Origin of the sequence: Haloferula sp. (assembly GCF_049672945.1) — a bacterium.
GTDB lineage: Bacteria > Verrucomicrobiota > Verrucomicrobiia > Verrucomicrobiales > Akkermansiaceae > Haloferula.
Genome location: NZ_JBATWY010000010.1, coordinates 40642 through 52064 on the forward strand (window position 1 = coordinate 40642; position 11423 = coordinate 52064).

Below are 11423 nucleotides of genomic sequence, written 5' to 3' on the forward strand. Positions count from 1 at the left end.
GAATTGGATCGTCTCTGGAAAAGGTGTTAGAAATCGGCCGTCTGACCTTGGAGATTCGGTTGAAGCTTCGCTCCGACGATTCGGCCGAATGCCTCTGCGAAGTGCCGGACTCTCTCGGGATCGTTGTGAATGCGGGCCTGAGTCGAGCAGCCTTCGATCATCGAGAAAATACAGGCGGCGGTTTCGTGGGGGCTATCTATCTTGATGTCGCCCTTTTCGTTGGCTTCCTCCAAAGTGTTTTCGAGGTATTGCTGATAGCAATCGAGAATCTCGCGGACTTTGTTGGCGACCTCGGGTTCGACTGATGCGGTTTCCACTCCGAGATTGAAATAAGGACAGCCAAGGACGCGTCCGTGTTCCTGCTGGCATTCGAGAGCACTTCGATACCAGTACTCGATCATCTTCTCGAAGCGGATGAGCGGAGGACGGGATGGGGCGTAGATTTCTTCGATTACGGGTTTGCTTGAAGTCTCCCAAAGGTGGTCGAGGGCCGCGACCGCGAGTTTGGATTTCGATTTGAAGAAATGATAGAAGCTGCCTTTCCGAACATCCGCGCGCTCGCAAATCGAGTCGACCGAGGTCGAGCCATAGCTCCGCTCCCAGATGGCGCCAATCATGGCTTCCAGCAGACGCAGGCGGGCAGTGCTCGTCGGAGGCATGCCGAACAGCTACTTGACCAATCGGTCAAGTCAACCTGGGAAATGGTGGCAATTTCCCTCCGTGATCACGTTCCCGGTGATCACGTAATGGGCGCGGGAGGGATTTCGGGTCATTCTCTGGCCATCAACTGAGCGCCCTGCGCGACGGGCTGATGCTTCCACTCCCCCCCTCCCCACGGAAGTCATCAGCCAGACGAAAAGGAAACTCAACGGATCAAAAACAACCCCACCACTGACTGGTTAAAAGAAGTGGCCCGTGATTCTCCGACTGGGAAATCACGGGCCACTTTTCATTTCCGGCCAAGCGGCCGGAAGGGCTGGTTCGGGGGGGATTAGTCAGTGATGGGTTCGCCAGAAAGCTTTCGCTCGTGTCCCCAGAGTCCCCAAACGATCGCGCCGAGTCCGACGGTGAGCAGGGTCAATGGGACGTTCTTGCAGAGGGCAATCAGGGTGGGGTCAAACCCAACCTGATCAGGTGATGGCATGATGTGGGAGAAAATCAGAATGCCGATTCGTCCGGTGAGCAGGGCGAGTGCGCCCCAGATCATGATCGTTCCACCGGTGGAGCCCTGCTTTTTCGCGAAGCGGATGGCGGCGAGGGCGACGAGGCCAAGTCCGACGACCCCCAGAAGATCGAGGAGGAAGCTTTGTTTGATGGCGATTTCGAGAAGGAAGTTCATCCGAGGGTGGGTTCAGATTGTGGAGTGGATTTGCGGGCGAGTGCTGGAGCAGGGCGCATGGTCTCGAAGACTTTGGCGTGGATTGCGAGGCCCAGCCCGAAGAGCAGCCAGCCACCATTCATGGAGAAGATCTTGGCCAGGTGCCATCCCACGACTTGGCCAGCATCGGCATTCGGGTAGTATTCAAGCAGGCTGAGCGGCATAATCACATTCGCTTGGTAGAGGGGAATGATGAGCGAGTAACCGAGCGCGAGGAGGAGTGCGCCAGCCATCAGGATTCGGGACGACCATCCGCTTGTGTGACGCGTCAGGCGCCAGGCGACAAACAGAAGGGAGAGCCCCATGACAATCATGAAGACGGGCCGCATGGCTTCGATCGAAGCCAAAGGGAGGGGGGGGAGGGTGGCCATTGGGTTAGCTTGGACATGTTGTAAGTCATTGATCAAGAAGCTTTTAAGAAGCTTAATCAGACTACCAACTAGTTTGAAATAGCAAGTAATCCTGATAGAATTCGCCTCCTTGAAATTACGCTTTTCCTTAAAACATCTGGGAATTCCCCTGAAATTGCTGGATTAAGGGCGCGGTCAACCACCCGCTGAAGGACGAGTTGGGCGGCGTTGAACGAGGAGAAACGCGTAGCTCAGTGGTTCTGCTCGCCAGCGATTCAGCTCAAATTTTTGTGAATAAGCCGCAGGTCGAGCGAGGGTGCTCGGAATCCGCGCCTCTTTTTTGAGCCATCCCACTCACTCAAACGCATGAGAAGGGGAGAAGCGAGGCTTCCATTCTTGATCAGGATCTACCGATTTTCGACCCGAATGGCGGGTGCTTGGAGGCGCGTCCATCCTGCTCGTCCTCGAACCGATGGGCTCTTCTGGCACCAATTTCGAGGACGATGGACGAGTGGGAGAACGAGGGCGATCGGAGGAATACGATTCCTTACCCGATGTCTGGAAGCTCGTAGCCTTTGCGACGCGGGCGTTGCTGCATGGAGGCACCCTCGGCGTTGTTGGTGATTTGCTCGGTCACGGGATCCCACTTCAGCGGTTGCACCAAACGCTCGGCGATGCCACCGAGCAGGCAGATTTCCCCGCTTCTTTTGCCGACGGTCGCCGGGCAGATGGTCGGCTTCCGCGATTTGATCGAGTCGATGAAATTCTGGCGGTGGTCCTTCGATTCGTAGACCTGCTCGTCGCCCTCACCGAAGCGGTGCCGCACCAAAGTTTTGGGCATGGTTTCGACCTTGCCGCGGCTGACGTGGACTTCGCCCTCGGTGCCGATGAAGCGGATCATGTGACCGTGGTCCGGTTGCTTGTCGCGCCAGACCGTGATGCCATCGGCATAGCGGAAGTGGTGGTACTTGTTGCCATCGTATCCGGCCGGAATGAATTCGACGGGTCCGGTGTCATCGCGGCCGAGTGCCCACTGGACGATGTCGAAGTGATGGGCGCCCCAGTCGCCGAACTTGCGGCTACCATAATCCCAGTAGCAACGCCAGCCACCGCCATAGTTTCCTTCCGCACGGTTCTTGGAGTATTCGTAGAAGGGGGTTGGTCCAAGCCAGCGGTCGTAGTCGAAGCCTTCCGGAACCGGGATGATCGTCTCTTCCTTCGGTTGCTTCGGAAAGGTGCCGAGCCTGCAGTAAACCTCCTTGATATCACCAATCATGCCGTTGCGCACCAGGTTGGCGGCGATACGGAAGTGGACTGCTGAGCGCTGCTGCGATCCGACCTGAACAATCCGGCCGTATTTCTTTTCCGCTTCGACCATCAACTTGCCCTCTTCAATCGTCAGAGTCATCGGTTTCTCGACATAAACGTCCTTGCCCGCCTTCATGGCCGCGATGGCAACTCCCGCATGCCAGTGATCCGGGGTCATGACGCAGACCGCATCGATGTCCGGATTGGCCAGCACTTCTTCGAAGCGGGAGGTGGTTTGGATGTCGTCGTTTCCGAGTTCCTTCAACTTGCCGACCGCTTCCTTGATCTTCCAGTCGCGCACGTCGCAGACCGCGAGTGGCTGGACGTCCTTCATGCCGGCGAAGCTGGCAACGTGTCCTTGGGAGATCAGGCCGACGCCGATGAAGCCGAGGCCGATGCGGGAATTTGCTCCGGTCTTGGAGTTGTTGCCGAGGGTTTCCGCGCGAACGATCTGGGGCCCGGCGAAGGCGGTCGCGATGGAAGTTCCGAGGAAGCGGCGGCGTGTGAATCTCAGAGGGGTTTGGTTCATGGGGTCCATCGTGCTCGATAGCCTGAACGATTCAAGCAGGATCAACGACCTCCCGGGTGCGGCTGGAACTGCTTGGGAAGCATGAGGACCGGGGGCTTGGCGTGGAACCTTGCGATTCGGGCTTCGGCGGACGTGGAGATGAGCGTGCCTGCGAGGATGGGGAAAGTCATCGGGAAGAGTTTCAAAAAAGGGGGCTACCTTTCCTCGTCTTCTGAAATGTCTTCTTCACCGGAAGCGGCGTCCCAGATCATGTGTTCCAGTCCGAGGGTAGTGGCGCGCTCGGCGGCTTCCTTCGAGCGGGGGCCCTTGAGATCGGCGATTCGTGTCGCAAATTTCTTCGCAGCTGCCCATTGCTTGCGCTTTTCCAGGATTCTCAATGCGCTGAAACCGCAAAGCTCCACGGATTTCCAATCGGCACGGGAGGAGCCGCTGGCGGCCTGAACGACTCCGACGTAGCAGTCGAGTGCTTCGTCTTCGCGGTCACCGAATCTTTCGAGCGTCATGCCTTTGCGATAGAGGATGCTCGAGCGGGTCGGAGAATCGGCGGGCAGGTCGGCGAGCAGGCGGTCGTAGACTAACAGCGCCCGATTCAGGACCTCGGTGTTGGTTTCAGCATTGGCGAAAAGGGCTTCACCGAGAAGGAGACCGACGCTGAGCAACAAGGGATCATCTTTCTCCATCCTCTGAAACCAAGGATCGAGGGTCTTGACGGCTTCATCGAGCATCGAGAGCCGGTGGATCAGCATGTCGGCTTTCTCGAGGCGGGCGACATCCGCGAAGGTGGAACCGGTGTCGATCAGCTTGTCGAAGAGATCGATGCTTTCGGCCTGGGACTGAGGGGTGGCTCCTTCGGCGGCGGCTCTTGCGGAAAGGAGCAGGGCTGCCGGGGCCTGGGGAGAGTCCGGAGCTTCGGTGGCGAGTTTCTCGAGAACGAGGCGGGCATCGTTGTAATCCCGGTTCTGAAAGAGGGCCTTGCCGCGTTCGAACTGGATGGAAGTGCGCATGGATCCGGTTTCGTTGGAGTCGAGGTAGGCTTTGGCCTTTTCCGCTGCCAGCGCCCATTCGCCTGAGCGGTTGTGAAGATGGATTTCCGCCATGGCGAGGTGGGCGGGAGGCAGTTCAAGTCGAGCTTCTTCGCTCAAGGCATCCAATTGTTCTTGAGCGTAATCAATATCGGGAGGAATGGCGTCGAGAGCCGAAAGCGCAGCATGCAGTCGGGCTTCGGGCAACCGGGGATGTTTCGGGTAGCGGGCGATGAACGCTCGGAGCGCGGGCAGGGCACCGGGGTCCCGTTTCGACGCCAGGTAGAGGCCGCGCTCCAAGCTCAGGTGACTCTGCAGTTTGGGGTTTTCGACCTCCTCAGTGAGTTTTTCAAAGGCAGCAACGTTTCCGCTGGCGAGCAGCGAGGTGGCGGCATTGAGGCGTGCCGTATTGCGTTGCTCGTTTTCCAATAGTTCGGAGGCTTGTCGGAACAATTCGGCGGCTCCTTCGAAGTCCTGCTCCTTGAATCGAGCGGTGCCTTCGAGTGTCAGGCCTTGGGCACGAAGTTCGGGACGGACATCGGCCAGCGAGTTCAAGGCGGCGAAACTGACGGCGGCCTGTTCTCTGCGACCGTCCTCCAGATCCCATCGGCCTCCTTCCAAGAGCACTCGTGCAACCAAGGGATGCTGGGGAAATTCCAAACGGAGTCGGTTAAAAAGTCGGCGTGCAGCGACTCTTGAATCGGCCGAGTTTTCGCGGCGCAGACCGATGGCAAGGTGGAACATGGCCTCGGGAGCACTTTGAGTTTTCTCCGGTTCGACGAAGGGCCAACTCGCGGCGGCGCGATCGCTCCAGATCGGGAGGGCGGGGGAGGTGAGGCGTGCTTTCGGAACCCATTCCCGAATGCGGGTGAGGATGGCGTCATTGGGTGTGGGCTGGGCGGGGACGCACTCCATGAGAAGGTCGAAAGCCTCGTTGAGCAGGGGTGAGGCGGGATTGAGCTGGATGAAGGCAAGCAGGCCGTCAGCGGCTGCGGTGGTCGCCCCGACTTCCAATCGCGCACGCGCCAGACCGAGAGAGGAGGCGTGATACCGTTCGAGGGATTGCTTGCTGGTGGATTCGATCAGCTGGCTGAAAATGGCTGCCGCTTCCTCATAGTCCTTCTTTGCCAACAAGGCTTGGGCGCGGAGGAATTTGGCCTCGTTTGCCAAGGCTCCCTCCAATTCCGAGTCGGCGGGAAGGACCTTGAGGGCTTCATCCGCCCGCTCCTCCTGAATGAGCAAGCTGGCTTTGAAAAGACGGGCCTGAAGCATGGAAGAATCGATCGCCAGCAGTTGATCGATGGTGATCAGCGCGGCATTGCTGTCGCCAATGGCCCGCTGAAGACCGGCTTGGGTAAGAAGAGCTTCGCGGCGATGCGGGGCTTTGGCTCCCGTGGCTTCCGATCGGAAGACTTCGATCGCATCGCTGAACCTGCCCGCGACGGTGAGGGCCTGCCCGCGCCAGAAGCCCAGCGACGGATTTTCGGCGAGGGCGGGATTTTCCAAGGTTTTCTGAGCTGCCTCGGCCTTGCCATCACGAATCTGGGATTCGGCGAGACGCAGCAGCAATTCCTGGCGCACGGAAGGATCAAGATCCTCAGTTTCGAGCGCGTCCTCGAAGCGGGCGGTGGCGACTCCCCACAACTGGCCTGAGAGCGCGTCGATCCCAAGTGAGTAGGCGGGGATTTCCTCGAGTTTGGGGCCCTCGGCCAGCACTGGGCCCATCGGGAGGATGGCCAGGAAAAGGGCAGTGCGCAGCAACATGGGGGGACGATAGCGAATGAAATGAAAAACGCTAAACCCTAATCTGCGAAAGGGAGATGGCCCACCGTCAGCGCAAATTCTTTCGAAACTCGGCCGTCGTGACGCCCAGAGCGGAGGCGGCTTGCTTGAGGTCGCCGTCGTTGCGCTCCAGGACACGGGCAGCAAATTTTTCATTCAGCCAGGCGTGACCGCGCCCGGCGGGCATGGCATCGAGGAGCGAGTCCATTGCGGCCGCCAGGGATTTCAACGAGGCACCCGGGGCCGTGGCCAAGGGAATATCCGTAGGCAGGAGGATGTTCGAAGAGGCCAGGGCGCAAGCCCGCGCAATCGTGTTCTCCAACTCGCGAACGTTGCCCGGCCAGTGATGCGCCTGCAGGGCAGTGACGGCTTCGCCCGAGAGCTTGATGCGCGCCATGCCATTCTTGCGGGTGATCCGCTGAAGGAAGAACTCTGCGAGCAATGGGATGTCCTCCGGACGGTCGCGCAACGGCGGCAGTCTGACTTCGACGACATTCAGTCGGTAGTAGAGATCTTCCCGGAAGTTCCCGGCAGCGACTTCATCGGCGAGATTCTTATTGGTGGCAGCGACGATCCGCGCGTCCGCCTTCTGGGTTTCATTGGAACCGACGCGTGAGAAAGTGCCATCCTGAAGAACGCGCAGCAACTTCACCTGGACCGACAGCGGCATGTCTCCAATCTCGTCGAGAAAGAGTGTGCCTCCATCCGCTTGCTCGAAGCGGCCGGCCCGTTTGGCGATGGCGCCGGTGAAGGCACCTTTCTCGTGACCGAAGAGTTCGCTCTCAAGGAGATTTTCAGGAATGGCGCCGCAATTGATCGCCAGAAATTCCTGCTGTCGGCGGGGGGAATACTCGTGGATTGCGTGGGCAACGAGTTCCTTGCCGGTGCCAGACTCACCAAAAACGAGCACGGGCGCGTCGGATCGGGCAACGCGTCCGACGACTTTGAAAACATCCTGAAGCGCACGGGAGACGCCGATGATTTTCACTCGGCTGTCCTGCTGTTGGACTTCCGGATTCGACTGGTCGGCATCGCGCCTTTCCCCGGCGAGCTGCAGGGCACTTTCGACCACGGGTCGCAGCTCGAAGGGCAGGGCCTCCTTGCGCATCACGTCGTGGGCTCCGTGTTGAGTCGCCTCAATCACCTGACCCGTGCTGGGGAAGCCAACCGTCAGGATGACCAGTGTGTTAGGGGCGACCTGTTTGATCCGGGAAAGCAATTCGAGCCCGTCAAAAGGCTGGATCGACATGTCGGAGATGACCACGTCGATCGGAGTCTTCTCGACCACCTTGATCGCCTTGTCGGCCTGGTCACAACGAAGGATCCGCAGGTCATCGGCGGCAAGGTGCTTCGTGGCCCACTCGAGAAAGTCGTGGTCCCGGTCAACGATCAGAATCGTTTGGCCTTCGGAAGTTTCCATGGATTGGGGCGCGGGAGATTGTGGCGAGATGGCGGCAAGCGCAAGCAGCGAGGCAGGCATCAGAATTTAGGACATGCGTAAAATTGCATAAAAGTGAACCCCGTGGGCGTCCGCTGGTCCTATCCATGAACCTCGCTCATCGAAAAGGCGAGTTGAATGACGTGCATTACTAAAGTCCGCCGAAGCGTCGGTGGCGGCGGGAATACTCCTCGACCGCTTCGAAGAGGTCGGATTGGCCGAAGTCGGGCCAGAATTTCTTGAAGATGACGAGCTCGGCGTAGCTGATTTGCCAGAGGAGGAAATTTGACACCCGCATTTCGCCGGAGGTGCGGATCATGAGATCGGGGTCGGGAATGTCGTGGGTGTAGAGGCGTGAGGCGAACAATTCCTTGGTCACATCAGCAGCAGTGAGTCGGCCTTCTGAAGCATCCTTGACCAGCGAACGGGCGGCTTCGGTGATTTCCTCACGGGAGCCGTAGGAAAGGGCGAGCACGAGGGTCAGGGATTTGTTGTTGGCGGTGCGCTCAATGGCGGTGCGGAGCTTTTTGCGGGTTTTTTCAGGAAGCCTTTCAATGTGGCCGATCGCCTGGAGCCGGACGTCCTGTTTCATCATCTCGTCGGCCTTTTGATCGAGAAAGCGTTCGAGCAGAGCCATCAAGGCGGTGATTTCGGCGGCCGGACGATTCCAGTTCTCCGAAGAAAAGGCGTAGAGAGTGAGATATCCGATGCCGAGCTGTTTGCAGGCTTCCACGCACTCCCGGACGGATTCGGCGCCGGCACGATGACCTTCCCGGCGGGGGAGACCTCGTTCTTTTGCCCAGCGACCGTTGCCATCCATGATGATGGCGATGTGCTTGGGCGTTGTTGGCGTTTCGGGCATGGAGGGTGATTGGAGTAGCGACTTTGAAATTGGGTGAACCAATGGTGAATTGCGGGGGAATTTCCAATGCTCAATTTTTCAATGTCAAAGCGAGAGTGCGGCCGACGCCAATTGGGGTGGATGCGGGCGGGACGCCCGCGCTCCCCTCATCAGCGGACGAGTGTCTGGGTGCGGTCGGGGCCGACGCCGATGAACTTGATCGGGGTTTCGCAGAGATCGGAAAGGCGCTGGAGGTAGGCCTTGGCGTTCTCCGGGAGCTGGTCGTAGCTGGTGCAGGCGGTGGTGTCGCTCATCCAGCCGGGAAGGTCTTCGTAGACCGGCTTGGCACGATCCCAGGCGTGACGGTCGGCGGGTGGCAGTTCGTGGTGGGTGCCGTCGATGTCGTAGGCAATGCAAATACGAAGAGTCTCGTAGTTGTCGAGGCCGTCGACATTGGTGACGGCGAGTCCGGTGGTGCCATTGACCATGCAGCCGTGGCGGAGGAGCACGGCATCGAGCCAGCCGCAGCCGCGGGCACGGCCGGTGGTGGCGCCGAATTCGCGGCCGAGGTCGTGGAGGTATTGCGAGAGTCCTTCGTCGACGGAGGGGAAAGGACCGGAACCGACACGGGTGGTGTAGGCTTTGCAGACGCCGATGACTTCATCGATGGCGGTTGGTGGCAGGCCGGTCCCGGTGCAGCAGCCGCCGGAGGTGGTGTTTGATGAGGTGACGAAGGGGTAAGTGCCGTAGTCGATGTCTAACAGGCCGCCTTGCGCGCCTTCGAAAAGGATCGTGCTGCCAGCTTTCCACTCCTTGTGAAGGGCGGGAATGGTATTGATGACGTGCGGTTTGAGTCGCGCGAATGCGGCGAGCACTTCGTCGGCCTGCTGTTTGGCGTCGAAGGTGGGAAGGCCGAACTTGGCGAGCACCTCGTTGGCTTCGGCGGTGCGGTGGGCGATCATTTCGCGGAAGTATGCTTCGTTGAGCAGGTCGGCGACGCGCAGGCCGACGCGGTTGATCTTGTCGGCGTAAGCCGGGCCGATGCCGCGCTTGGTAGTGCCGATCTTGCGGTCGCCGAGGGCGGCTTCGCGGGCGGCATCGAGTTCCTTGTGCAGGGGAAGGACGACGTGACAGCGGTCGGAGATGAAGAGCTTGTCGGGAGTGATCGAGACGCCCTGGGCTTCGACTTTCTCGATCTCGGCGACGAGGCCGATGGGATCGACTACGACGCCATTGCCGATGAAGTTCTTCTTGTTGTCCCAGAGGATGCCGGAAGGAAGGAGGTGCAGGACGTATTTCGTGCCGCGGGCGATGACGGTGTGGCCGGCATTGTTTCCTCCCTGACCACGGACGACGACGTCGGCGGTTTCGGTAAGGTAGTCGACGATCTTGCCTTTTCCTTCGTCTCCCCATTGGAGACCGGTGACGATGGTGTTCATTAAAAAGAGCCGAGTGGACAGTGATCAGTGATCAGGGTTTGAAAATGGGAAACGCCAAGACGCCAAGGCCGCAAAGAAATCATGACTGACTCCATCTTGGCGCTCTTGGCGTCTTGGCGGTGAAATTTTTATTTGGTCGAATCGATGAGCGCGGCGAATTCGTCGAAGAAGTAGGTGGCGTCGTTCGGGCCGGGGGCGGCTTCGGGGTGGTACTGGACGCTGAAGATCGGGTGCTCCTTGTGGCGGATGCCCTCGACGGTCTTGTCGTTGAGGTTGATGTGGGTGACCTCGACGTTGTCGGGGAGATTGGTGCCATCGACGGCGAAGCCGTGGTTCTGCGAGGTGATTGAGATCTTGCCGGAGCGCAGGTCCTTGACGGGCTGATTGCCGCCGCGGTGGCCGAACTTGAGTTTGTAGGTCGAGCCACCGAAGACGTGGCCGAGGATCTGGTTGCCGAGGCAGATGCCGAAGATCGGGGTCTTGCCGATAAGTTGCTTCACTTCCTCGTGGATGTAGCCGAGTGCGGCGGGGTCGCCGGGGCCGTTGGAGAGGAAGACGCCGTCGGGCTTCTTGGCGAGGACTTCGGAGGCGGGAGTGGTCGATGGGACGACTTCCACTTCGAAGCCAGCCTGACGGAGGCGGCGGAGGATGTTGTATTTGATGCCGAAGTCGTAGGCGACGATGCGGTGCTTGACCGGTGGCAGCGGGAGCCAGTTGTCGGGCTGCTCGGTGACGACGTTTGGCAGGGTAAAGCGGCGCGAGTCCTGATCCCAGGTGTAGCTTTCCTTGGTGGAGACTTCCTTGACGAAGTCGCTGCCTTCCATCGGTGGGGAACTCTTGGCGGTTTCGATCGCTTCCTCGGCGCTGAGCTCGGTGGTGATGCAGGCGCGCATGGCTCCGAGCGAACGGAGGTGCTTGGTGAGGGCGCGGGTATCGATGTGCTCGATGCCGATGATGCCGTGTTCGGTGAAGTAGTCGGCGAGGGTCTGGCGCGAGCGGTAGTTTGAGGCGACGGGTGAAAGTTCGCCAATGACGAGACCGCGGACATGCGGTGAGGCGGATTCGGCGTCCTCCGGGGTGACCCCGTAGTTTCCGATCTGCGGGTAGGTCATGGTGACGATCTGTCCGCGGTAGGATGGGTCGGTGATGATCTCCTGATACCCGGTCATCGAGGTATTGAAGCAGATTTCGCCGGTGGTGGTGCCGGATGATCCGAACGCGCGGCCTTCAAAAAGGCGGCCGTCTTCAAGGGCGAGGATGGCTTTCATGGGACGATTTTGGCGGGCCAGGAGCTTGCGAAAACAGCGTCCGGGCGCGCGGCGCGGGAGGTTAGGAG

At 59.5% G+C, this 11423-nt stretch carries 10 protein-coding genes; all 10 read right to left on the bottom strand.

Features of this window, described 5'->3' with window-relative positions; genetic code table 11:
• Positions 1-26 precede the first annotated feature (26 nt).
• The 10 genes from WBG04_RS01055 to carA all read right to left on the bottom strand — a co-directional run bounded on the left by WBG04_RS01055 (position 27) and on the right by carA (position 11355).
• Positions 27-659: a TetR/AcrR family transcriptional regulator gene (locus tag WBG04_RS01055; RefSeq protein WP_424312480.1), complete on the bottom strand. Its 633-nt coding sequence runs from the start codon at positions 657-659 to the stop codon at positions 27-29.
• A gap of 332 nt (positions 660-991) precedes the next feature.
• Positions 992-1339 carry a hypothetical protein gene (locus WBG04_RS01060; protein ID WP_424312481.1) on the bottom strand — a complete coding sequence of 116 codons (348 nt, stop codon included), beginning with the start codon at positions 1337-1339 and terminating at the stop codon, positions 992-994.
• Positions 1336-1749: a hypothetical protein gene (locus WBG04_RS01065; RefSeq protein ID WP_424312482.1), complete on the bottom strand. Its 414-nt coding sequence runs from the start codon at positions 1747-1749 to the stop codon at positions 1336-1338. Before WBG04_RS01065 ends, WBG04_RS01060 begins: the two co-directional genes overlap by 4 nt.
• Before the next feature lie 526 nt (positions 1750-2275).
• The gene (locus WBG04_RS01070) at positions 2276-3565 is read right to left on the bottom strand and encodes a Gfo/Idh/MocA family protein (protein ID WP_424312483.1); all 1290 of its coding nucleotides are present in this window, start codon (positions 3563-3565) and stop codon (positions 2276-2278) included.
• A 41-nt stretch (positions 3566-3606) separates the two neighbouring features.
• Complete coding sequence (locus WBG04_RS01075; RefSeq protein WP_424312484.1) at positions 3607-3735, bottom strand: hypothetical protein; 129 nt, start codon at positions 3733-3735, stop codon at positions 3607-3609.
• A gap of 24 nt (positions 3736-3759) precedes the next feature.
• Positions 3760-6351, bottom strand: coding sequence for a tetratricopeptide repeat protein (locus WBG04_RS01080; protein WP_424312485.1), 2592 nt, complete (start codon positions 6349-6351; stop codon positions 3760-3762).
• Positions 6352-6418: 67 nt separating this feature from the next.
• The gene (locus tag WBG04_RS01085) at positions 6419-7789 is read right to left on the bottom strand and encodes a sigma-54-dependent transcriptional regulator (RefSeq protein ID WP_424312486.1); all 1371 of its coding nucleotides are present in this window, start codon (positions 7787-7789) and stop codon (positions 6419-6421) included.
• A 169-nt stretch (positions 7790-7958) separates the two neighbouring features.
• Positions 7959-8669, bottom strand: a complete 711-nt coding sequence (locus WBG04_RS01090) for an isoprenyl transferase (RefSeq protein ID WP_424312487.1) — start codon at positions 8667-8669, stop codon at positions 7959-7961.
• A gap of 149 nt (positions 8670-8818) precedes the next feature.
• The gene (locus tag WBG04_RS01095; protein WP_424312488.1) at positions 8819-10087 is read right to left on the bottom strand and encodes an adenylosuccinate synthase; all 1269 of its coding nucleotides are present in this window, start codon (positions 10085-10087) and stop codon (positions 8819-8821) included.
• A 128-nt stretch (positions 10088-10215) separates the two neighbouring features.
• Positions 10216-11355 (bottom strand): glutamine-hydrolyzing carbamoyl-phosphate synthase small subunit, encoded by a 1140-nt coding sequence (gene carA, locus WBG04_RS01100; RefSeq protein ID WP_424312490.1) that lies wholly within the window; start codon positions 11353-11355, stop codon positions 10216-10218.
• Positions 11356-11423: the final 68 nt, after the last annotated feature.